Annotated in this window: 24 protein-coding genes; 9 read left to right on the top strand and 15 right to left on the bottom strand. The window is 64.0% G+C overall.

Annotated features, from left to right (window positions below):
• The first annotated feature begins 44 nt into the window (after positions 1 to 44).
• Complete coding sequence (locus tag C7I84_RS13825; RefSeq protein ID WP_106772782.1) at positions 45 to 497, top strand: DoxX family protein; 453 nt, start codon at positions 45 to 47, stop codon at positions 495 to 497.
• Between the two features lie 40 nt (positions 498 to 537).
• Here C7I84_RS13825 and C7I84_RS13820 read toward each other — a convergent pair whose 3' ends face one another.
• From C7I84_RS13820 to C7I84_RS13785, 8 genes are all read right to left on the bottom strand, one after another.
• On the bottom strand, positions 538 to 2,166 hold the full coding sequence (locus C7I84_RS13820; RefSeq protein ID WP_106772781.1) for an ABC transporter ATP-binding protein: 1,629 nt from the start codon (positions 2,164 to 2,166) through the stop codon (positions 538 to 540).
• Positions 2,163 to 2,672 carry a type II toxin-antitoxin system VapC family toxin gene (locus C7I84_RS13815; protein WP_106772780.1) on the bottom strand — a complete coding sequence of 170 codons (510 nt, stop codon included), beginning with the start codon at positions 2,670 to 2,672 and terminating at the stop codon, positions 2,163 to 2,165. The genes C7I84_RS13820 and C7I84_RS13815 overlap by 4 nt, the downstream gene beginning before the upstream one ends.
• A complete protein-coding gene (locus C7I84_RS29690; protein WP_133170094.1) occupies positions 2,672 to 2,908 on the bottom strand; it encodes a hypothetical protein in 237 nt (78 codons plus the stop codon). The genes C7I84_RS13815 and C7I84_RS29690 overlap by 1 nt, the downstream gene beginning before the upstream one ends.
• 88 nt (positions 2,909 to 2,996) lie before the next feature.
• Positions 2,997 to 4,148, bottom strand: a complete 1,152-nt coding sequence (locus tag C7I84_RS13810) for an ABC transporter permease (protein WP_106772779.1) — start codon at positions 4,146 to 4,148, stop codon at positions 2,997 to 2,999.
• Positions 4,148 to 5,251: a microcin C ABC transporter permease YejB gene (locus C7I84_RS13805; RefSeq protein WP_106772778.1), complete on the bottom strand. Its 1,104-nt coding sequence runs from the start codon at positions 5,249 to 5,251 to the stop codon at positions 4,148 to 4,150. Before C7I84_RS13805 ends, C7I84_RS13810 begins: the two co-directional genes overlap by 1 nt.
• Positions 5,252 to 5,509: 258 nt before the next feature.
• The gene (locus tag C7I84_RS13795) at positions 5,510 to 7,387 is read right to left on the bottom strand and encodes an extracellular solute-binding protein (protein WP_106772777.1); all 1,878 of its coding nucleotides are present in this window, start codon (positions 7,385 to 7,387) and stop codon (positions 5,510 to 5,512) included.
• Complete coding sequence (locus C7I84_RS13790; protein WP_106772776.1) at positions 7,387 to 9,315, bottom strand: extracellular solute-binding protein; 1,929 nt, start codon at positions 9,313 to 9,315, stop codon at positions 7,387 to 7,389. Before C7I84_RS13790 ends, C7I84_RS13795 begins: the two co-directional genes overlap by 1 nt.
• A 141-nt stretch (positions 9,316 to 9,456) precedes the next feature.
• Positions 9,457 to 10,209 carry a c-type cytochrome gene (locus C7I84_RS13785; RefSeq protein ID WP_106772775.1) on the bottom strand — a complete coding sequence of 251 codons (753 nt, stop codon included), beginning with the start codon at positions 10,207 to 10,209 and terminating at the stop codon, positions 9,457 to 9,459.
• Between the two features lie 197 nt (positions 10,210 to 10,406).
• On the opposite strand from C7I84_RS13785, the gene C7I84_RS13780 reads away from it, so the two are divergent.
• On the top strand, positions 10,407 to 11,141 hold the full coding sequence (locus C7I84_RS13780; protein ID WP_106772774.1) for a 3-deoxy-manno-octulosonate cytidylyltransferase: 735 nt from the start codon (positions 10,407 to 10,409) through the stop codon (positions 11,139 to 11,141).
• A gap of 2 nt (positions 11,142 to 11,143) precedes the next feature.
• On the top strand, positions 11,144 to 12,007 hold the full coding sequence (locus C7I84_RS13775; RefSeq protein ID WP_106772773.1) for a prephenate dehydratase: 864 nt from the start codon (positions 11,144 to 11,146) through the stop codon (positions 12,005 to 12,007).
• A 13-nt stretch (positions 12,008 to 12,020) separates the two neighbouring features.
• Here C7I84_RS13775 and C7I84_RS13770 read toward each other — a convergent pair whose 3' ends face one another.
• From C7I84_RS13770 to C7I84_RS13760, 3 genes are read right to left on the bottom strand one after another with little or no spacing between them, the layout of a single operon-like run.
• On the bottom strand, positions 12,021 to 12,314 hold the full coding sequence (locus C7I84_RS13770; protein WP_106772772.1) for a Dabb family protein: 294 nt from the start codon (positions 12,312 to 12,314) through the stop codon (positions 12,021 to 12,023).
• Between the two features lie 29 nt (positions 12,315 to 12,343).
• On the bottom strand, positions 12,344 to 13,285 hold the full coding sequence (gene nudC, locus C7I84_RS13765; protein WP_106772882.1) for an NAD(+) diphosphatase: 942 nt from the start codon (positions 13,283 to 13,285) through the stop codon (positions 12,344 to 12,346).
• A gap of 31 nt (positions 13,286 to 13,316) precedes the next feature.
• Positions 13,317 to 13,736 carry an HIT domain-containing protein gene (locus C7I84_RS13760; RefSeq protein WP_106772771.1) on the bottom strand — a complete coding sequence of 140 codons (420 nt, stop codon included), beginning with the start codon at positions 13,734 to 13,736 and terminating at the stop codon, positions 13,317 to 13,319.
• A gap of 360 nt (positions 13,737 to 14,096) precedes the next feature.
• Between C7I84_RS13760 and C7I84_RS29530 the strand changes: the two genes are divergently transcribed.
• Entirely contained in the window at positions 14,097 to 15,785 is a 1,689-nt protein-coding gene (locus tag C7I84_RS29530) for a calcium-binding protein (protein WP_120785121.1), read from the top strand.
• A gap of 77 nt (positions 15,786 to 15,862) precedes the next feature.
• Here the strand turns inward: C7I84_RS29530 and C7I84_RS13745 are convergent, their stop codons facing one another.
• The 4 genes from C7I84_RS13745 to C7I84_RS30020 form a co-directional block, all read right to left on the bottom strand.
• Complete coding sequence (locus tag C7I84_RS13745) at positions 15,863 to 16,480, bottom strand: TadE/TadG family type IV pilus assembly protein (protein WP_106772768.1); 618 nt, start codon at positions 16,478 to 16,480, stop codon at positions 15,863 to 15,865.
• A gap of 28 nt (positions 16,481 to 16,508) precedes the next feature.
• Positions 16,509 to 17,069 carry a TadE/TadG family type IV pilus assembly protein gene (locus C7I84_RS13740; protein ID WP_106772881.1) on the bottom strand — a complete coding sequence of 187 codons (561 nt, stop codon included), beginning with the start codon at positions 17,067 to 17,069 and terminating at the stop codon, positions 16,509 to 16,511.
• A 127-nt stretch (positions 17,070 to 17,196) separates the two neighbouring features.
• Entirely contained in the window at positions 17,197 to 17,625 is a 429-nt protein-coding gene (locus C7I84_RS13735) for a pilus assembly protein N-terminal domain-containing protein (protein WP_106772767.1), read from the bottom strand.
• A 59-nt stretch (positions 17,626 to 17,684) separates the two neighbouring features.
• Positions 17,685 to 17,915, bottom strand: a complete 231-nt coding sequence (locus C7I84_RS30020; protein WP_165816071.1) for a hypothetical protein — start codon at positions 17,913 to 17,915, stop codon at positions 17,685 to 17,687.
• A 62-nt stretch (positions 17,916 to 17,977) separates the two neighbouring features.
• Between C7I84_RS30020 and C7I84_RS13730 the strand changes: the two genes are divergently transcribed.
• From C7I84_RS13730 to C7I84_RS13710, 5 genes are all read left to right on the top strand, one after another.
• A complete protein-coding gene (locus C7I84_RS13730; protein WP_106772766.1) occupies positions 17,978 to 18,163 on the top strand; it encodes a Flp family type IVb pilin in 186 nt (61 codons plus the stop codon).
• A gap of 182 nt (positions 18,164 to 18,345) precedes the next feature.
• Positions 18,346 to 18,864 carry an A24 family peptidase gene (locus C7I84_RS13725; protein WP_106772765.1) on the top strand — a complete coding sequence of 173 codons (519 nt, stop codon included), beginning with the start codon at positions 18,346 to 18,348 and terminating at the stop codon, positions 18,862 to 18,864.
• A gap of 174 nt (positions 18,865 to 19,038) precedes the next feature.
• Positions 19,039 to 19,842 (top strand): Flp pilus assembly protein CpaB, encoded by an 804-nt coding sequence (gene cpaB, locus C7I84_RS13720; RefSeq protein ID WP_106772764.1) that lies wholly within the window; start codon positions 19,039 to 19,041, stop codon positions 19,840 to 19,842.
• A 116-nt stretch (positions 19,843 to 19,958) separates the two neighbouring features.
• Positions 19,959 to 21,458 carry a type II and III secretion system protein family protein gene (locus tag C7I84_RS13715; protein WP_425351342.1) on the top strand — a complete coding sequence of 500 codons (1,500 nt, stop codon included), beginning with the start codon at positions 19,959 to 19,961 and terminating at the stop codon, positions 21,456 to 21,458.
• 14 nt (positions 21,459 to 21,472) lie between these two features.
• Positions 21,473 to 22,210, top strand: a complete 738-nt coding sequence (locus C7I84_RS13710) for a CpaD family pilus assembly protein (protein WP_106772763.1) — start codon at positions 21,473 to 21,475, stop codon at positions 22,208 to 22,210.
• The last annotated feature ends 1 nt before the right edge of the window (position 22,211 follow it).

The following is a 22,211-nucleotide window of genomic DNA, read 5'->3' as shown; positions in this document are numbered from 1 at the left end:
TCCCCTACGCGTTCTGCTGCAACGCAGCAAATTCGGAGAACCCGATGACGGACGCCAGCCTACCGACACGCCGCCGCCTGATCATTCCTGCCCTCGGCCGCCTCTATGGCAGCCTGCACGATGGTGCCGAGACGCTGCTGCGCGTCGTCGCTGGTCTGGCGCTGGTCACCCATGGCGTGCCGAAGATCGTCAACCCTTTCGGCGCGGCCGGGATGGTCGAGAGCCTCGGCTTCTATCCGGGTGTCTTCTGGTCGCCGCTGCTTGCCGCTGCCGAATTCTTCGGCGGCATCCTCATCGCGCTCGGCCTGCTCACCCGGCCGGCGTCGGTCGCCGCCACCATCGTGCTGCTGGTGACCGTCTACGTTCACTGGATCGTCCGGGCGGAAGGCTATTCCGGCGCCGAAAAGTCGATCCTGTGGGCGGCGATCTTCATCTTCTTCGCCATCCGCGGCGGCAACCGGCATTCGGTCGACGCCAGGCTCGGCCGCGAGTTCTGAGGTCGACCATTTCGCGAGGCCCGCGGCGGCCGACGGTCGGCTACTCGCTGACGACGTCCGCCTTGGCCGTCTCGATACGAAAGGCGGCCGAGATCAGCGCCCGGGTGTAGTCAGTCTGCGGTCGCTCGAAGAGCTGGCTGGCCGGGCCGTGCTCGACCACTCGACCGTTGCGCATGACGATGACCTCGTTGGCGAGCGCGCGCACCACCTTCAGATCGTGGCTGATGAACAGATAGGCGAGATCGTGCTTGGCCTGCAATGCCCGCAGGAGATCGACCACCTGCGCCTGCACGCTCATGTCGAGGGCCGATGTCGGCTCGTCCAGCATCACGAATTTCGGGTTGAGCACCATGGCCCGGGCGATCGCGATGCGCTGCCGCTGCCCGCCGGAAAATTCGTGCGGGTAGCGGAAGCGGGTTTCCGCGTCGAGGCCGACTTCCTTCAGCACGGCGACCACACGTTCGTCCCGGGCATCGGCGGAAAGCCCGGGCTCGTGAATCAGCAGACCCTCGGCGATGATCTCGGCCACCGACATGCGCGGGCTGAGCGAGCCGAAGGGATCCTGGAAGACGATCTGCAACTCGCGGCGTAAAGGCCGCATCTCGGCGAAGGTCATCGCGTCGATGTCGCGCTCCTGGAAGCGGATGCGACCCTGCGAGGAGATCATGCGGCAGAGCGCCAGCCCCAGCGTCGTCTTGCCCGATCCGGATTCGCCGACCACCCCCACCGTCTGGCCGGCGCGCACCGTGACGTCGATGCCGTCGACCGCCTTCACGTGGTCCACGGTGCGCCGGAAGAACCCCTCCTTGATCGGGAACCAGACCTTTACGTCCTTGCCCGCCATCACCGTCTTTGCGTCCGCGTCGGCTGCCGGCGGTCGGCCCTTGGGCTCGGCCGCCAGCAGGTGGCGCGTGTAGTCATGTTGCGGATTGGCGAAGATCTCCGCGGTCGGGCCGGTCTCGACGATCTTGCCTTTCGTCATCACGCAGACCCGGTCGGCGATCTTGCGCACGATGCCGAGGTCGTGGGTGATGAACAGCATCGACATGCCGTTCTTTTGCTTGAGCTGGGCCAGCAGCTCCAGGATCTGCGCCTGCACCGTGACGTCGAGTGCCGTGGTCGGCTCGTCGGCGATCAGCAGCTCCGGCTCGTTGGCCAGCGCCATGGCGATCATCACACGCTGGCGCTGGCCGCCGGAAAGCTGGTGCGGATAGGCGCCGAGACGCTTTTCCGGATCGCGTATGCCGACCTCGTGGAACAGCTCCAGCGTGCGCGCCCGCGCCTGCCTGTCGCCCATGCCCTGGTGCAGCGACAGCACCTCGACGATCTGCTGCTCGATCGTGTGCAGCGGATTGAGCGAGGTCATCGGTTCCTGGAAGATCATGGTGATCTTGTTGCCGCGCACCTTTCGCAGCGCCTGCTCGTCCTTGACGAGCAGGTCGTCGCCCTGGAACAGGATCTGCCCGCCCGGATGGGCGGCGGGCGGATAGGGCAGGAGCTTAAGCACCGACAGCGCCGAGACCGACTTGCCGGAACCGGATTCGCCGACCAGCGCCACCGTCTCGCCCTTGGCGATGTCGAAGGAGATGCGGTCGACGGCAGTCGTCGTCCGCCCCCCCTGCGTGAAGGTGACGGAGAGATCGCGGACGGAGAGGAGGGGGGCGGTCAACTTGGAATCCGACTTTCGAGTATAGCTTTCAGCGTGCCGGCGTCCGGTCGCACAACATCCAGAACGGCGGGACCACGGCGGATGCCCCTTCGCTCATGAAAGAGTTCGACTCTGTTCTGGATTCGGGTGTCGGCAGTGAGGAAATGGCTGCACTCGAAACCGATCGCTGTGGCCAAATGGATTGCATCAGGCAGTTTGAGCGATCGGTAGGAGGCCCGCAGGACGGCCGAGTACCACAGAGTTTGATGATCGACGGGACCGACCTGAACCCAAGGATTTTGCCGTTGAATCCAATTGTCGTAGAGTTGGATTAGCGTTTCATCCTGCTCGCGATATGGCCTGACAAGCAGTTCCGCCAAACTCAATTCGGAAGTGCAAAGAAATGGTTGCTCGTCAGGAGCTTGGCTGTCGACCAGAGAGTAAAGAAGGTTGGAGATATCGTCCGTGCCTTCGCCGAGCGCGATAAGTATGTTCGTGTCCAGGTAGAGACGCTTGATGATTTCCATCAATCGTCCCACTCGTCCCGCAATTCGCGCACGCGAGCGACGGCCTCTTCGAGCGTTACGCCTTTCGCCTTGGCACGAGCAGTCAGCAGCGAATTTCGGAGTTCTTCCCGGTTCATCGGTTTTCGAACGGCTTCTTCTTCGACGGTAATCTTCACCGTTGCCGCAAGGTCTATTCCTTCACGCAACTCCTGGGGCAATTTTGAAGCCGGATAATGTTCGAGTACGATCTTGTTCACGGAACGAATTCCAACTCTCGAGGACCGCTGCCATAGCGTCGCGGTCTGCGCTGTAGAAGACCGACGACCTTATACCATGCCGCTTGTCTCACCTGAACGTCTTCCGCGGATCGAAGGCGTCGCGTGTGGCTTCGCCGATGAAGATCAGCAGCGACAGCATCAGCGAAATCACCACGAAGCCGGACAGGCCGAGCCATGGTGCGTTGAGGTTGCGCTGCCCCTGCTTCAGCAGTTCGCCCAGCGACGGCGAGCCTGGCGGCAGGCCGAAGCCGAGGAAGTCGAGCGAGGTCAGCGTGGTGATGGAGCCGTTGAGGATGAAAGGCAGGAAGGTCAGCGTCGCCACCATGGCGTTGGGCAGGAGGTGGCGGAGCATGATGGTGCGGTCCGGCACCCCGAGGGCGCGGGCCGCATTCACATATTCGAAGTTGCGGGCGCGCAGGAACTCCGCCCGCACCACGCCAACGAAGCCGACCCAGGTGAACACCAGCATCAGCCCGAGCAGGATGAAGAAGCCGGGCGGCAGGATCGCGGCGATGATCAGGAGCAGGTAGAGCACCGGGATGGCCGACCAGATTTCGATGAAGCGCTGGAAGATCAGATCCGTCCAGCCGCCGAAATAGCCCTGGACCGCGCCGGCCGACACGCCGATCACGGCCGAGCCGAACGTCAGGATCAGGCCGAACAGCACCGAGATGCGGAAGCCGTAGATGACGCGGGCGAAGACGTCGCGGGCCTGATCGTCGGTGCCGAGCCAGTTCCAGTTGCCGAGCGTGCAGTTCGGGTCTTCGACGCCGGCCGGGTAGCGCTCGCAGCGTTTTTCCTTCGAATACATCCAGGATGGCTTCGAGGGTGCCGGTTCGGCGATCTCGTTGTTGACCGTGCGGTAGGAATAGCGGATCGGCGGCCAGACCGCCCAGCCATTGGCGTTGATCTCGTCCTGGATCACCGGATCGCGGTAGTCGGTGACCGCGTAGAAGCCGCCGAACATCTCTTCGGGATAGTCGACCAGCACCGGGAACAGGATCTCGCCCTTGTAGGAGGCGATCAGCGGCTTGTCGTTGGCGATCAGCTCGGCGACCAGCGACAGCACGAACAGCACCAGGAAAATCCACAGCGACCAGAAACCGCGGCGGTTGGCCTTGAAGTTCTGCCAGCGCCGCCGGTTGAGCGGCGACAGCCGTGGCCGTTTGACCTGATGGCGAACGCCTTCGACCGTCGCCTTGGCGAGCACGTCCGACATCAGACGTCCCTCCGCTCGAAATCGATGCGCGGGTCGATCCATGTGTAGGTGAGGTCGGAGAGCAGCGAGACGAACAGGCCGATCAGCGAGAAGATGTAGAGGTTGGCGAACACCACCGGATAGTCGCGGTCGAGCAGCGATTTGTAGCCGAGCAGGCCGAGTCCATCGAGCGAGAAGATGTTCTCGATCAGCAGCGAGCCGGTGAAGAAGGCCGAGATGAAGGCGCCGGGAAAACCGGCGATCACGATCAGCATGGCGTTGCGGAAGACGTGGCCATAGAGGATGCGCCGCTGCGACAGGCCCTTGGCGCGTGCCGTGACCACATATTGCTTGCGGATCTCGTCGAGGAAGGAGTTTTTCGTCAGCAGCGTCGTGGTGGCGAAGGCCGACAGCACCATCGCCGTCAGCGGCAGCGTCAGGTGCCAGAAATAGTCGACGATCTTCTCCGGCCAGGACAGCTGGTCGAAATTGTCGGAGGTCAGATTGCGCAGCGGGAACCAGTCGAAGAACGACCCGCCGGCGAACAGCACCATCAGCAGGATGGCGAACAGGAAGGCGGGGATGGCGTAGCCAACGATGACCACCGCGCTGGTCCAGGTGTCGAACGCCGAGCCGTCCTTCACCGCCTTGCGGATGCCGAGCGGGATGGAGATGAGATAGGAGAGAAGCGTCAGCCACAGCCCGAGCGAGATCGAGACCGGCATCTTCTCCAGGATCAGGTCGATCACCGAAATCTTGCGGAAATAGCTCTCGCCGAAATCGAAGCGGGCATAGTTCCACAGCATCAGACCGAAGCGCTCGAGCGGCGGCTTGTCGAAGCCGAACTGCTGCTCCAGCTTGGCGATGAACTCGGGGTCGAGCCCCTGCGCGCCGCGGTAGCGCGACGATGCCTCGCCGCCGGCGTCGAAATTGGTGGCCGCCATGTCACCGCCGCCGCCGCCGGAGATGCGGTCCATGGCATCGCCGCCCTGGCCGGTCAGCCGTGCGATGACCTGCTCGACCGGGCCGCCCGGCGCGAACTGCACCACGATGAAGGAGATCGCCATGATGCCGAACAGGGTCGGTACCATCAGCAGGAGACGGCGGAGGATATAGGCGGCCATCAGTAGCTTCCCGTCAGTCTGGCGTGACGATGGCGTTCTACGTTGCCCCCCTCTGTCCTGCCGGACATCTCCCCCACAAGGGGGGAGATTGGCAGTCGCCACTCCTTCAGCCAACCTTCAGCGTTGCAGAAGGAGCGCCAAGCGAAGCGGCCAGCCGATCTCCCCCCTTGTGGGGGAGATGTCCGACAGGACAGAGGGGGGCAACGTAGAACGCAATCCGCCCGAGACTGGCCCTGTGTGCCACGTATTTGATCCAACTCACCCCTTGCCAATCGCCGCCGCCTTGTCCTTGTCGTGCCACCACAGCGCCTCGGCCGGGAAGCCGTAGTCCGGCTTCGGCTCCTTGAAGCCGAACACGTCCCAGAACGCGGCGCGGTGATTCGCCAGATACCAGCATGGAATCCAGTCCTGGCGTGCGCGCAAGACCCGGTCGAGCGCCCGCATGGCGACAATGTGGCTCTGCCGGTCGGTCGCGCGGCCGACCGCCGCGATCAGTGCATCCACCGCCGGGTCCGCGGTGCCGGGCAGGTTGCGCGAGCTGGCCAGCTTGGCCGAGCGGGAATGGAACGCTGTCGCCAACCCATCCTCGGTTGGCGTGCCGTCCCATGACAGCGCCATCATCACCAGATCGAAATCGAAGTCGGCCTGGCGCGCCTGCATCTGCGCCGAATCCACCACCCGCATCGAGGCGTCGATGCCGATCGCCTTCAGGTTCTCGACCCAGGGGGCGATGATGCGCAGCAGGCTGTCGTCGTCGTCGAGGAACTCGAGGGTCAGCCGCTCGCCCCTGGCATTGACCAGCACGTTGCCCTCACGCTTCCAACCGGCCTCGGCGAGCAGCTTCGAGGCGGCGCCGAGCAGCTTGCGGTCGCGCCCCGAGGCATTGGAGACCGGCTGCATGACGGCCTCGCCGAACACCTCGGGCGGAAGCTGCCCGCGCAAGGGTTCCAGCAGGGCAAGCTCCTCCGGCGAAGGCATGCCCTCCGCCTTGTAGTCCGAGCGTTCGAAGCTCGACTGCGAGCGGTCGTAGGAATCGTAGAACAGGGTGCGCTTCGTCCAGTCGAAGTCGAAGCACATGTTGATCGCCCGGCGCACTCGCACGTCCTGGAAGCGCTCGCGGCGTAGGTTGATCGCCACCGCCTGCATGGACGGCCGCTTCTCGCCCGGAAATTCCCGCCTGATCACGCGCTTCTGCGCGATTGCCGGAAAATCATAGTCGGTCGCCCACACCCGCGCTGTGAATTCCTGCCGGTAGAGCACGTCGCCCTTTTTGAAGGCCTCGAAGCCGGCTTGCCTGTTGCGGTAGAAATCGATGCGGATGCGGTCGAAGTTATAGGCTCCGCGGTTTACGGGGAGATCCCTGCCCCAATAGTCGGCGACCCGCTCGTATTCGATCGTCTGCCCAGCTGAAACGCGGCCGACCTTGTACGGTCCCGACCCCAGCGGCGGCTTGAGGTCGCCGCCCTCGAAACTGTTTGCCGTGTAGTAGGCCTTCGACAGGATTGGAAAGATCACCGCGTCGAGGATCGTGCGCTCCGAGTGTTTGCCGGAGAAGCTCAGCCTCAGGCGATGCCGGTCGAGCGCCACCGCCTCGGTCATCTCGGTGAGCACCAGGAGCAGGCTGGGGTGTCCATCCTCCTTGAACAGCTTGTAGGTGAAGGCCGCATCCTCGGCGGTGAGCGGCGAGCCGTCGTGAAAGCGCGCCTCGGGCCGCAGTGCGAACTCGAAGCTCTTGCGGTCCTCCGATATGGTCACGCTTTCGGCAAGCAGCCCGTAGACGGCGTCCGGCTCGTCAAGCGCCGTCGTCGACTTGTTAGTCATCAGCGAATCGAAGCACAGCTCCATACGCGGCGGCGCGTCGCCGCGTGGCACAAAACTGTTCAGCGTGTTGAAGGTCTGCGGGTTCTGGTTGAAAAGCCAGTTCGGCGGCGAGAAGCTGAACAGGCCGCCCTTCGGCGCGTCGGGATTCACATAGTCGAAATGCGTGAAATCGGGACCATATTTCAGGTCGCCGAAGGCGGAAAGGCCGTGCAGCGGCGTTCCTGCGAGGCTCACCGCGAAGAGTTTGCGCGGCAGGAGCGGCACCGCCAGCGCGGCGCCGGTTCCGGCGAGGAACCCGCGACGGTTGGCGTGCATCAATTGACGCCCTTGTACTTCGCCGCCAGTGCCTTCTCCTTCTCCGTGTCGATCCACCAGGAGTTGGTGTCGGGGCCGATATAGTCGGGCTGCTTTTCGGGAATGCCGAACTTGTTCCAGTAGGCGAGCCAGGTCACGGCCCGCGTATATTGCGGTACCACGTAGAAGTTCCACAGCAGCACGCGGTCGAGCGCGTTGGTCGCCGCGACCAGCTCGTCGCGGTCGGTCGCGAAGATCACCTTTTCGACCAGCGCATCGACGACCGGATTCTTGATGCCGGACAGGTTGCGCGAGCCCGGCGTGTCGGCTGCCCTGGACGACCAGAAGTCCCGCTGTTCGTTGCCGGGGGAACTCGACTGAGCCGGAACCGTCGTCACCATGTCGAAATCGAAGTTGTTGAGGCGATTGATGTACTGGCTGGTGTCGACGACGCGCAGCGTTGCCTCGATACCGACCTTGCGCAGCATGTTGATGTAGGGCGTGGCGATCACCCCGTCCGTCTCGCTGTTGCCGAGGATTTCGAACTTGAACGGCTCGCCGGTCTTCTCATTCGTCATGCGGCCGTTCTGGATTTTCCAGCCGGCTTCGCCGAACAGCCTGACGACATCCCGCAGGTGTTGGCGCTCGGGCTCGGGCTGACTCGCGGGAGTCGGCTGCGGCCGGTCGCCGGGTTGGGATTTCGGCTGCTCGTAGACGGGAAGCTTGAACTCCTGGGTGAACATTTCGGGCGGAAGCTGGTCCCTGAACGGCTCCAGGATTTCGAGCTCCTTGCCTCGTGGCAGGCCGGAGGAGGCCAGTTCGCTGCCGATGAAATAGCTGTTGACCCGGGTGTTGAAGCCGAAGAAGACGGTCCTGTTCATCGTCTCGAAATCGAACGCATAGGTCAGCGCCTCGCGGACCTTGCGGTCCTGGAACAGCGGCCGGCGCATGTTCATGGCAAAGCCTTGCATGTTTGCGCGCGCCGTCGCCTTGAACTCCTTCTTGATCACATCGCCGGCCTCGAAGGCCGGAAAGTTGTAGAAGGTCGCCCAGCGCCGTGAGCTCATCTCCATCTGGATGTCTTCGAAGCCTCCCTTGGTGAAGGCCTGCCACATGGCGTTGTCATCCTGGAAATAGACGTAGCGCAGTCTGTCGAAGTTCTCGCGGCCGACCTTCACCGGCAGCGTCTGCCCCCAATAGTCCTTGACGCGCTCCCAGATGATCTCCGAGCCCGGCCTGAAGCTGGCGATCTTGTAGGCGGAGGAACCGAGCGGCGGCTCCAGCGTCGGCTGGGTGATGTCGCGCTTCTTGCCGCTCGCGTCCGTGCCCTCCCACCAGTGTTTGGGCAGTACAGCCAACTGGCCGATGATTTTCGGCAGCTCCCGATTGCCCTTCTGGTCGAAGCGGAACTCGACCTCGCGATCGTTGAGCGCTACGGCCTCGGTCACGTTCTCATAGTAGCGGTTGTACATCGGGCTGTTGGCCTTCAGCACGTTGAACGACCAGATCACGTCCTCGACGGTGATCGGTTGGCCGTCGTGCCATTTGGCACGCGGATCGAGCCTGTAGGTGGCGGAGGAGTAGTCGTCCGGATATTTAAAGGCATCGGCAATCAGCGGATGGCCGACATTCGGTTCATCGGTCGCATCCTCCATCAGCGTGTCGTAAAGCAGGCCGCCACCGAAGCCGGCACCCAGGCCGGCCGCAGGCGTGCCGCGAACGATGAAGGGGTTGAAGCTGTCGAAGGTGCCGAGCACCGTCGCGTTCAGCGTGCCGCCCTTGGGCGCGTCGGGATTGACGTAGTCGTAGTGCTTGAAATCCTGGCCGTATTTGGATTCGCCTGTCAGCGATGAGGTGGTCTGCCATTCCTGGGCTTGGCCCGCCGTTACCGCCATCAACAGGGCGGCGATCGCCGGGATCAGCTTTTGCGCGCGGGACAGACCCTTCATCCAGACCTCCTGATCGTCTTTTCCGAATAACTTAGTCCGCTGAGCCGCGATGAAAACCGACCGGCGACATGGCTGGCTCCTTGATAACAAAAAAGCCGGGCTGAACCCGGCTTTTTCATGAAGTCTTCGATTACAAATTTGTCATTGTGCCGGGGCAGGCGCCGGTTCGGTCGGCTGCGGGGCAGCGCCCGGAGCCGTGTTCTCGGCCGGCGCGGCGGCACCGCCTTCCGCCGGGGCGGCACCCTCGGCGGGGGCAGCACCTTCAGCCGGCTTCGGCGCGGCGTTTTCGGCCGCCGGTGCCGCATCGGCGGGAGCGGATGCGTTTTCTGCGGCCGGTGCGGCGGAAGCCTCCGGCAGCGGCGCCTGGCTGTCGGCCGTGGTGCGCAGATAGGCGATGACCGCGGCGCGCTCCTCGACCTTCTTCAGGCCGGCGAAGCCCATGGCGGTGCCTTTGACCAGGGCCTTCGGCGACAGCAGGAAATGGTCGAGGTGCTCGTAGTCCCAGACCACGGAGCCGCCCTGCGCAAACTCCTTCATGGCCGCCGAATATGAGAAGCCGGCATGCGAGGCGACCGGGCGGTTGACGACGCCCCAGAGATTCGGGCCGACCTTGTTGGCGCCGCCGCTGTCGTCGGTGTGGCAGGCGATGCACTTCTTGAAGATGGCCGCGCCCTGTTCGACGTTGGCGCCGGCGATCAGCGGCAGGGCCGATTCCTGCGCCGGGGCTTCGCCGCCGCCGGAGGCTGGCGCCTCTTCCGTCGCTTCGATGTGGTAGCCGGGCTTTTCGAGCGTGGGAGCGGCAAAAATCGAGTCGGAAATCAGGGATACAGAGAAGATCACGAAGACGGCCGCCAGCAGCGCGCCGACGATCTTGTTGAATTCGAAAGAGTCCATACGCTCCTGGCTCCTGAGTCCGCCCTTGGTCTCCGTGCGCTTCCGGTCCGCGGGCAAGGGTGCCGCGACCGGGAGCCGCCGGTCAGGTGGCGCGGAAACTAGGTCTTTTGCTTGGTCGTTGCAACTCCTATAAGGGCGCCGCCCATGAGACGTTTTGCCACTTTCGAAACCCCTGTTTTGCGACCCGCCCGAGCCAAATGACCACACTCATCCTGATCCCCGCCCGCATGGCTTCCACACGCCTGCCGGGAAAACCGCTCGCCGATATCGCCGGCCTGCCGATGATCGTGCATGTGGCGGCGCGCGCCGCCGAGAGCGGTCTCGGCCGCGTCGTGGTGGCGACCGACACCGAGGCCGTCGCCCAGGCGGTGCGGGCGAACGGCTTCGAGGCGGTGATGACGCGCGTCGATCATCAGTCGGGCTCCGATCGCATCTTCGAGGCGCTGTCCGCGCTCGACCCCGAGGCGCGCGTGGAGACCGTCATCAACGTCCAGGGCGACCTGCCGACCGTCGAGCCGGCGACGATCGCGGCCGCGCTGGCACCCCTGGCCGACCCAGCCGTCGACATCGGCACGCTCGGCGTGGAAATCTCGCGCGAGGAGGAGCGGACGAATCCGAACGTGGTCAAGGTCGTCGGCTCTCCCCTGTCGCGGGGCCGGCTGCGGGCGCTGTACTTCACCCGCGCCACCGCGCCCTGGGGCGAAGGCCCGCACTATCATCACATCGGCCTCTATGCCTATCGCCGCTCGGCGCTTGCCCGCTTCGTGGCGCTGCCGCCTTCCCCGCTGGAGCAGCGCGAGCGACTGGAGCAGTTGCGTGCGCTCGAGGCCGGTATGCGCATCGACGTCGAGCTGGTCGCCTCGGTGCCGCTCGGCGTCGACACGCCCGAGGATCTCGAGCGCGCCCGCGAAATCCTGAGCAGGAAAGCCTGACGATGGCCGACAAGACCAACCGCATCTCTTTCCAGGGCGAGCCGGGCGCCAATTCCGACACCGCCTGCCGCAACATGGTTCCCGACATGGAGCCGCTGCCCTGCCCGACTTTCGAGGACGCCTTCAACGCCGTGGAGACCGGCAAGGCCGACCTCGCCATGATTCCGATCGAGAACACGATCGCCGGCCGCGTCGCCGACATCCATCACCTGCTGCCCGAATCGAGGCTGCACATCATCGCCGAGTATTTCCTGCCGATCCATTTCCAGCTGATGGTCCTGCCAGGCGTCGCCCGCAAGGAAATCAAGAGCGTGCACAGCCACATCCACGCGCTCGGCCAGTGCCGGAAATTTATCCGCAAGAACGGCTGGAAGCCTGTTGTCGCCGGCGATACGGCGGGCGCAGCCAAGCTGGTCGGCGAAATGGGCGACCGCGGCATGGCGGCTCTGGCGCCGCGGCTCGCGGCCGACCTCTACGGCCTCGACATCATCGAGGAGAACGTCGAGGACACCGACAGCAACGTCACCCGTTTCGTCGTGCTGACGAAGGATAAGAAATGGGCCGAACGGCCGTCGCCCGACGCAAGGATGATGACGACCTTCATCTTCCGGGTGCGCAACGTGCCGGCCGCGCTCTACAAGGCGATGGGCGGCTTCGCCACCAATGGCGTCAACATGACCAAGCTTGAGAGCTACCAGCTCGGCGCCTTCACGGCGACGCTGTTTTACGCCGACATCGAAGGCCATCCGGACGATCCGGGCGTGAAGAACGCGCTCGACGAATTGCGGTTTTTCTCGAAGGAGGTGCGCATCCTCGGCGTCTATCCGCGCAGCGATTCGCGTGAGGAGTGGAACGTCGCGGATTGAGGCCGAGCGGCCCTCAATCCAGCGGCGCGTAGTCGATTTCCAGGAAGGCTTCCACCTCCGGTATCCAGCGGTCGCGGACGAAAGCGACGTGGAACGGGTGGTCGTTGTAGCCCGAATAGGCGGCCTGGTCGGAAAACTCCATCGAGAAGCCGAAGCGAAAATCGTTCTTTGGGCTGACCTGGCGCAATTGCTCGAACTTTTCGACGCCGGGAATGTCGGCCAGCCTGCGCGCCTCGGTGAGGAAATCGCGCTCCCCGGCCGATCCCGGCTCGTGCCTGAGCGTGAACACGACGGTGTGCCGGATCATGTCGTCTCCTTGCGTGTGAACGGCGGCGCCTACGGGTTTTCGGCCCAGAAGCGAATGAGATGATGGGCGATCGCGCCTGGCGGCGGTACGAACACCCCGCCGGGATGGTTTTTGGCCAGCGCGGCAAGCACCTCGTCGCGCGAGAACCAGCGGCAGTCCTCCAGCTCGGCCTCGTCGCGCCGGATGTCCTCGTCGAGCGCCTCGCCGAAGCACCCGATCATCAGCGAATAGGGAAACGGCCAGGGTTGGCTGGCATGGTAGACGACGCGGCCGAGCCGGATGCCGGATTCCTCGAGAGTCTCGCGGCGCACCGCCGCTTCGATCGTCTCGCCGGGTTCGATGAAGCCGGCCAGAGCCGAATACATGCCCGGGGCGAAATGCCGCCCCCGTCCGAGCAGGCATTTGCCGCGCGTCACCGTGAGCATGATCGCCACGGGATCGGTACGCGGAAAATGCTCCGTGCCACAGGCCGGGCACTGGCGCTTGTAGCCGCCGGCGCGCATCTCCGTCCGGGTTCCGCAGCGGCCACAGAACTGGTGGCTGGCATGCCAGGCGAGCAGGGCCGCCCCCTGTGCAAGCGCGCCGAGCTCGGCCAGGCCGAGCAGTCCCTGCATATAGACGGAGCGGTAGTCGATCGCCTTGACGGATTCGGGAAGCATCTCGGGCTCGACACCGGCCGCCGCGGCGAGCACCGGCCCGGCCTCGTCGAAGCCGAGCAGGACCATATCCGCCGGCGACGCACCGAAGCTTTCCGCCTCCGAGAGCGCGAAGAAGCTGCCAAAGGCCTCGCCGTTCGGCCTCAGGTAGGCGCGTCCGGCGTGCACCAGCAGGACCCGAGCCCCAGGCTCCGTGAGGGCAAGCTGAGCCGCGTCGTCGCCGCGCTTCTCGGCGCGCCGGTCGAGACGGTTGCCGGCGAAACCGACGAACTGGCTGGGTTCGCGCTCGGGCGCGTCGAAGAGGCGGAAGGGCATGGGCATGGGCGCTTGAGTCGGGAGGCCGACCCTACAGCGCCGCTCTTATCTTGTCGATGAAACTGCGCATGGCGTCGACCTTGTAGGGCTCGCGCGGGCCGAAACCCCAGACCGGACCGGGCCAGCCGGGATCGCCCTCCGAGCGCGCCACCACATGCACATGCAGCTGCCGTACGATGTTGCCGAGCGCGCCGGAGTTGATCTTGGTGCAGCCGGTGACCTGTTTCAGCCCTTGCGCGACCATGTTGGTCTCGAAGGTGAGCATCGCCTGGTCGAGCGGGGTGAGGTCGTGCAGCTCCTCGATGCCGGGGCGCTGCGGGATCAGCAGCACCCACGGCCAGCGCCGGTCGTTCATCAGACGGAGCTCGCACAGCCCGAGCCATAACAGCGACACGCTGTCGGCTTCGAGCCGGGCATCGAGTTCGAAACCGGCCTTGATGCCAGGCAGCATCGGCGTTCCCTCGGTGTTTTTCCGAAGGCTAGAGGCAGCGCGCCGCCGCTGCAAGCGAATCGTGGAACCGGCAGGACGGGGAGGCGCTTCATGAGCGAATACATTCAGCTCAAACTCAAGAATAATAACTTGAGCGAATAAGTATATTTATGACTTATACGATATTTTCTATAAGTAGTTTATTATAGAATATACAGTACAATCAGCATTAAATAAAGCAATTACCCGATTAAATTGTAGATAAAAGCGATCCTAATAGGATTATTGCTTGTCAAGAATCAGTATATAGTCTCTCCCGCTGCGGGGAAGCGCCTGCATAGATTGCAGGTTGGTTCGTTCCCTGCACAAGTGGAGGTAGAAATGGCTAAGTTCGAAGGCGACGACAATCCTAACGTCCTTCCGGGGCTTCTTGGGATTGTGACAGGTCTTGGCGATGATGAGATCTACGGCAAGGGAGGGGACGATACCTGTATCGGCTACGCCGGCAACGACATCATCGAAGGAGGCGCGGGGGCTGACAACATTATTGGCGGCGTGCTCAACGTCGTGCTGAACGTCGGCACCATCAGCCTGTCCGGCAACGACACCGCGATCTACGATACCTCGACCGCAGGCGTGACGATCAACCTGAGCACGACGTCGACGATCGACGTGAATGTTCTCGGCGTGAAGATCGCGCTTACCAATGCGACCGTGGGGTCAGGCGGGCATGCCGAGGGCGATATCCTGACCGGCATCACCAACCTGCGCGGGTCAAACTTCAAGGACACCCTCATCGGCAATGCCGATGCCAACGTCCTTACCGGACTGGACGGCGACGACACGCTGACCGGCGCGCTCGGCAACGACACGCTGGTCGGCGGCAACGGCGCCGATACGCTGAATGGCGGTCTCGGCAACGACAAGATGACCGGCGGGCTGGGCAACGACACTTATATCGTCAACAGCCTGTCGGACGTGGTGGACGAAGTCGCGGGCGGCGGCACTGCCGACCGGGTGGCGTCCAACATCGACTGGGTCCTCGCGGCAGGTCAGGAAATCGAGGTGCTGACGACGACCAAATCGACCGGTACTTCGAGCATCGATCTGCGCGGCAACGCGCTTGCTCAGAGAATCGTCGGCAATGACGGCAACAACCGGCTGCACGACGGCGGTACCGGTCCGGGCGCAAGCGACAGCCAACCCGATACCCTGATCGGGCGGGACGGCAACGACACCTATATCGTCTATAATTCGAATGCCGTCGTTGTTGAACGAGCGGCCGAAGGCACCGACCGGGTCGCCGCCGGGGTCGACTACCAGCTCGGTAATGGCGTGCATGTCGAATCGCTGGTGACCACCTCGCAGACCGCCACCGATGCGATCGACCTGACCGGCAACAAGTTCGCGCAGACCATCATCGGCAACGATGGCGACAACGTCCTGAACGACGGCGGCGCCGGCGCGGCCGACGTGATGCGCGGACGCGACGGTGACGACACATACTTCGTCTACAACTCCGGCGATACGATCATCGAGGCCGGTGGCGAAGGACAAGACACGGTCGCCACCTTCGTAGACTTCGTGCTGGCGGCAGGTGTCGAGGTCGAGGTGATGAAAACCACGAACTCGAAGGGCTTTGCCGGTGTCGATCTGACCGGCAATGAGTTCGCGCAGGAGATCTTCGGCAATGCCGGTGCGAACCGCCTCGACGGCAAGGGCGGATCGGACACGTTGACTGGCAGCGCCGGGCCCGACACCTACGTGTTCTCAAGCGCACTCGGCGCTGGCAATGTCGACACCATCGTCGGCTACAACGTGGCGTCCGACACGATCGAGCTCGCCAGCGCGATCTTCACGGTCCTTGGAGCAGGACCGCTGGCGGCGGAAGCTTTCGTCGCCAATGCGGCCGGTGCGGCGACAGCCGCGGCCCATCGCATCATCTACGATACCGACAGCGGCGCCCTGCTCTACGACGCCGATGGCAATGCCGGCGGCTCGTCCGCGGTGCAGTTCGCCAGCCTGGCCCCTGGCCTCTCGCTCACCAGCGCCGACTTCGTCGTCGCCTAAGCGCTGACGCAATAATGCTTCGGGCGCCGCGATGCGGCGCCCGATTTTTTTTGGCGGATGAATGGATGGTCTGCGGCTCAGCAACTGGTGCACGGAATGGTCGTGCTCATGCGCGGCCGCAGGAAATAGGTCTCTTTCATCTTGATGTCGTCGAACAGCCCGCCTAGCCCGAGCGCCGTCTTCTGGCCGTCGCCCCATGCGATCATCGGCAGGTAGGACAAATCGGCCTCGACCTTGATGGCGAAGGTGCCGGGAACGTTCAGCGCGTCCGGTACCGTGGCCGCCGAACCGGTTGTGAACGGCTTGCTATAGGACCCGCCGGCGAGCTTGCTGGACCAGGCGACCTGCACCTTGGAGTCGGGATTGGCCGTGATCTGGATCGCCGTAACCGTGATCGTTGCCCCCGAGCGGGAATAAGGCTGAATGATCGACCCGCCGATCTTCATGATCGCCTCGAGCTCGCTTTTGGTGATCTCGGGCTGCTGCGTGATCAGGTCGCCGACCATGCTGGCGATACGTCCGACCTTGCGGTTGCCGTCGATCGCCTGAGCGACCTCGATGGTGACGAAATACATCGCCATCAGAATGGGTACGAGAAGGGCGAATTCCACCGCCGCCACGCCGCGGCGGTCGCCCGCCAGCCTCGCGCAGGCGCGACGAAGGGAAGGGCGAAGTGTCCAAAGACGCGCGTTCATGGTCCTGACTTTCCGCTTGGCCGCGGCCTCAATCGTTGAAGGGTTCGTTCTGCCAGACCGCGACGGCGAAGTGCATCGTGGTGCCGTCCTTGTCCTTCGATCCCATGAGTTGCAGGAGATCGGTGATCAGCGGCCATCTGTAATAGGCGCGGAGCATGTTCTTCGAGCCCGCCAGCCCAGGCGTTGCCACGTCCTTGTCCGGATAGGCGATCGGAACCTTGGCCGCATCCTCGAAGGTCGTATAGCTTTGCAGATCGACGGTGAGCCCGGGGCAGCCGCTGCTGACGATGATTTCGAGGCGCTCGCAGATCTCGTCCCTCAGCTTCGTCTCGTCCGCCGCGGGGTTGTTCGTCGGCCTGATCTGCCCGGTGCGGTACTGGCGGGCGACGTCGTTGGTCGCGTTCACCAGCACCTGCTGGCCGCCGAAGGAGAGGCAGACCTCGATAATGGCGAGCACCAGCAGGAAGAACGGCAGCGCCAGCATGGCGAATTCGATCGCCGTGGCGCCGCTGGAATTGCCGGCGAAACGCCGCAACGGCGAAAACGCCGGTTTCTTTCTACGACCGCTCGCCTCGGGAGACGTGCTCATGATCCGCCCCATGCCCCACATGTTCGGCGGCAACCTAGACGAAACTTGTTGATCCGCCGTTTTGGCGATCGTTAAAATCGCGATGCCTGCATTCACGTCCCGCTAACGGGGCATGCCTGGCGCGAATTTATGGCCCCGCCGAGATTTCGGCTTCCGAGGTGTACTCGGCAGCCGATTTGTAGGAGCCCTCGCAGAACGGCGCGCAGGAAAGCGTCTGGATGTCGGCACGCCTGTACACGCGCACGGAGTTTGCGGTCTGGCGCGTGACGACGATCTGCTCGTCGACGATCGGGCTGCCGGCCTCGTCGAGAACGACCAGGTTGGTGACGCCGAATCCCTTGCCGGTCAGCACGATGGTGGTGGCGTCCTGGACGGCGGCATCGGCGATCCGCGGGTTGCCGACCACGATCGTGTCGGCGGCCCGCGCCAGCTTGACGATCTTGGCCTGGTTCATCACCACTTCGATTCCGCCCTCGGCATGAGCCGCGGCGGTCGCGGTCAGCACCAGCGCCGCGAGCGCGCCGAGCAGACGGGAACAGGTCTTCGTTACGGCCATCTCGGCTCTCCGGTGGACGGGCACTTTCACGAAGATGAACGATATTGGTGAATCGCCGGTTAAGCCGGCCATGCCGCCCGGACGAGCCCGATGGGCGGTGGCAGCCGCAGAAGCGCGATGCGCAGCCGGAGCCCTTGAAGTTCTTGCCTGATCCGCAGGTAATTTCGACTTTTATTAAAGTTTTCTGTTTTTGGAATGATTAACCACAGGATCGCGGAGACGACGGCAAGGTTTCGGTAAGGGTGTTCGTTAAGCGCATCGAAAGGGCTGCTGCGTAGATTGCCGGTCATCCGATCAACCCCGAGAACAGTTGACGGAAGTGCTGTAACACGTGGAGTTAAGGGTCTCTGTCATGTCGAAGCTGTTTGCACGTTTTGTGAAGGACGAATCCGGCGCGACCGCCATCGAATACGGTCTGATCGCCGCTCTCATCGCGCTAGCCATCATCACCGGTGCGGGCTTGCTCGGTACCAACGTCAACCTCAAGCTCGAAGAAATCGCCAATAAGCTGAAGCCTGCGGCAGCGCCGGCTCCGTGATGCCGAAAGAGGCAGACAGGCGATTGATCTGACTGCAAGCCGACCAACGGAAGGGCCGCTCCCTGCGAGCGGCCTCTTTCATGATTTTTCATGAGTCGTGATCGTCCAATTTATCGGATCGACTTTATTGCCGCTTAACGCGGCAAAACTATCTTGAAATCGGCTGAAATCGGAATGCACGTATGCTGGAAGCTCTGATCTTCGTCGTGTTCCCGTTCTGTATGGTCTTCGCGGCGGTTTCCGACCTGCTTTCCATGACGATTGCCAACCGTGTGTCACTTGTGCTCGTCGCGACCTTCGCCGTCGTCGCGCCGCTGACCGGCATGGACTGGACGACCTATGGCTGGCATTTCTCCGCCGGCCTGACGGTGCTGATTGCCGGGTTCGGTCTTTTCGCCATGGGCGCCATGGGGGGAGGGGACGCCAAGCTGATGGCGGCGACGGCTCTCTACATGGGCATGGGCTTTCCCCTGGCGCAGTATCTGGCGATCTCGGCCGTGGTCGGCGGCGTGCTGACGCTCGGCATACTGAGCTTCCGCGGGTCGGCGCTGTCGGTCTACACCGGCAACAACATGTTCCTGCGCAATATCGCCGACAGCAAGGCCGGCGTGCCTTATGGCATTGCCCTCGGCATCGGCGGCCTGCTCACCTATCCGCACGCGCCGCTGATGGCCTGGGCGGTGACAAGGCTGACCGGCTGAAGGAGCGGGATCGTCAGGCTTGACCCGTCGGTCGCTTGCGCGGACTTTGCCGCACGGTCGAAGCGCAACGGAAAATTAATCACAATTGTTGGTAGAGCGTTAACCGTAATTTGACGATTGGCGCTGCAACCTGCGTCTCGGCTGAATGGGGTGCCGAGCGCGGGGTTTTGGAATATGGCTGCATCGCGGCTTATCATTCTGGGCGTCGCCGCCGTGGCGGCGGGCGGAGCAGGTTGGGTTGCCAAGAACATGACGGCGCCCTTGCCGGCCGTCATCGTCGAATCCGAGACGCCGTCGATCTCCACGACCCAGGTGCTTGTGGTTTCCGGCGACGTACCGATGGGCGCCGGTATCGGCGACCAACTCTCCTGGCAGGACTGGCCCAGCGCCGGCATCAACGAGAATTTCATAACCCGCAATGCCGAGCCCGATGCCATGGAGAAGTTGCGGACGGGCATAGCCCGTGTGCCGATCTATGGCGGCGAGCCGCTGCGCCGCTCCAAGCTGGTCGGCGAAGGCCAGAGCTTCATGTCCTCGGTGCTGCCGTCCGGCCGCCGCGCCATAGCGACGCAGATTTCCGCCGACACCTCCGCCGGCGGCTTCATCCTGCCCAACGACTTTGTCGACGTCATCATGACCCGGCGGTCCGACAAGGCCACCGCCACCGGCTTCGTCACCGAGACCATCCTGAAGAACATCAAGGTTCTGGCCATCGACCAGACCATCCAGGAGGACGAGGACGGCAAGAAGGTGAAGGTCGGCGAAACCGCGACGCTCGAGCTGACGCCGCAGCAGGCGGAGATCATCACCGTCGCCCAGCAGATGGCCGATCGCCTGACGCTGGCCCTGCGTTCCGTCGCCGACGCGCAGGAGGTGCCGGATGGCGAGGCCGACTACCTGGTCTCGGGCAACGGCAAGCGCAGCACCGTGCGGTTGATCAAATCCGGCGAAGTCTCCGAAGTGGGAGCGAGGAAATGAGAGCGGACGCCGTGTCTCGGCCGATGACGGGGCGCCGCGCCTCGCAGCGGGTTCTCAGGAATGCGACAGCGCTTGCCGTGGCGCTTGCGGTGCTGGCGGGTACGGTCATGCCGCCCATGGCGGCGCAGGCGGGATCCGGCCGCGTCGAGGTCGGCCCGTCGCGCAGCAGCAGCGAGCCGATCAAGCTCGGCCTCAACAAGTCGATCGTCATCGACCTGCCGACCGATGCCTACGACATCCTGGTCGCCAATCCGGCGGTCGCCGACGCGGTGACCCGCACGGCGCGCCGCATCTACCTGTTCGGCAAGGCGGTCGGCCAGACCAACATCTTCGTCTTCGGGCCCAACGGCGAGCAGATCGCCAATCTCGACCTGCAGATCGAACGCGATGTCGCGGGGCTGGAAGGCTACATCAAGCGCTTCCTGCCGACGTCCGACGTCACCGTCGAGCTGCTCAACGACAACGTCGTGCTCACCGGCACGGTCGAGACGCCCCTGGACGCCAAGCGCGCGGCGGAGCTCGCGACCATCTTCGTCAGCGGCGGTGAGGCGACGACCGGCCAGTATTCGCAGACGGCCTCGGGCGGGTCGAGCGACAGCGGCGTCGACATCAACAACCCGGATTCTGAACGCCGGGTGAGCCGGATCGTCAACCTGCTGAAGATCATCGGCGAGGACCAGGTCACGCTCAAGGTTACCGTGGCCGAGGTCAGCCGCACGGTCATGAAGCAGCTCGGCGTCAACCTGATCGCCGGCGGCGACAGCAACGGCATCAGCTGGGGCGCCATCGCCGAGAACTCCTTCGGCCTCGGCGCGCCACTCTCTGCCTCCGGCTTCGCGCTCGGGACATCGGCGATCGACGCCTATGTCAATGCGATGGAGCAGGCCGGCGTGATGAAGACGCTGGCCGAGCCGACGCTGACGGCGGTCTCGGGCGAGAAGGCGACTTTCAGGGTCGGCGGCGAGTTCAACCTGGTCACGGGCCGCTCAAGCAACGTGTCTGACGACAACGAGACCGGCCAGGTGACCTACGAGATCGAGAAGCTGGAATACGGCATCGGCCTCGAATTCCTGCCGGTGGTGCTCTCGCCGGGCCGGATCAGCCTGAAGGTGCGCACCTCGGTATCCGAGCCGACCACCGAAGGATCGGTCACCGCCCCCGGTGGCCCGCCCGCCAAGAATCCGGGATTGTTCGGAGGCATCTTCGAGCCGCGCACGAATCTGCCGGGCACCAATCTCATTTCCATCCGCAAGCGGCTTGCCGACACCACCGTCGAGCTGCCGTCCGGCGGCTCGATGATGATCGCCGGCCTGGTGCGCGACGATGTCCGGCAGGCCGTGCAGGGCGTGCCCGGGCTTTCCAAGATACCCGTGCTGGGCACGCTGTTCCGCAGCCGCGACTTCGTGCGCAACGAGACGGAGCTGGTGATCCTGATCACGCCCTATCTGAGCAAGCCGGTGGCGCGTGCCGCGCTCGCCAAGCCGGACGACAATTTCAACCCCGCCAGCGACGGCGCGGGCATGTTCCTCGGCCGCATCAACCGCGTCTACGGGACCATGAAGACGGACAAGCCCGACGGCCGCTACCACGGCATGGTCGGCTACATCTACAAGTGATCGGGGGACGAGCCATGATCGAGAAGACCTCCAGGACGGCTCCCCTCGCGGCGCCGCGACCCGTCCCGATCCGCATCATGCGCAGGCCGGCTACCGTGCTTGCCGCCACGCTCGCCGCTGCCCTGCTGGCCGGTTGCGCCGCCAGGACCGACAGCGTGACGGTGGGCTCCGTGCCCGACGACTACCGGACCAACCACCCGATCGTGATCGCCGAGAAGGAGCAGGTGATCGACCTGCCGGTCGGCGCCAGCGACCGCGGCATGACCAATACGCAGCGGGTGGCGCTCGGCGGCTTCCTCGACAATTACGACCGCAGCGCCGCGCCGCCGCTGACCATCCTGGTTCCGGTGGGCTCGGCCAACCAGGTCGCCGCTTCCGAGGCCGGAAGCGCTTTTGCGCATTACGCTAAGAAGCAGGGCGTGCCGGCCAGCCGGATCATGATCTCGTCCTACCAGGCCGGTGCGGCCGAAGTCTCGGCGCCGGTGCGGGTGAGCTACACGGCGATCACGGCGCAGACCAACAAATGCGGCCGCTGGCCCGCGGATCTCGGCGAGACCAGCGAGAACAAGCACTACGCCAATTTCGGCTGTTCCTACCAGAACAACCTTGCCGCGCAACTCGAGAATCCCGCCGACCTGCTCGGGCCGCGCAAGACGACGGAGGTCGATGCCGAGCGGCGCAGCGTCGTCATCGACGACTACCGCAACGCACCGGTGTGGGCCGACGAGCCGACGCGCGAGATCGAATACTGAG

The organism is Kumtagia ephedrae (assembly GCF_003012745.1).
Lineage (GTDB): Bacteria > Pseudomonadota > Alphaproteobacteria > Rhizobiales > Rhizobiaceae > Kumtagia > Kumtagia ephedrae.
This window is presented reverse-complemented; position numbering and strand designations above follow the sequence as displayed.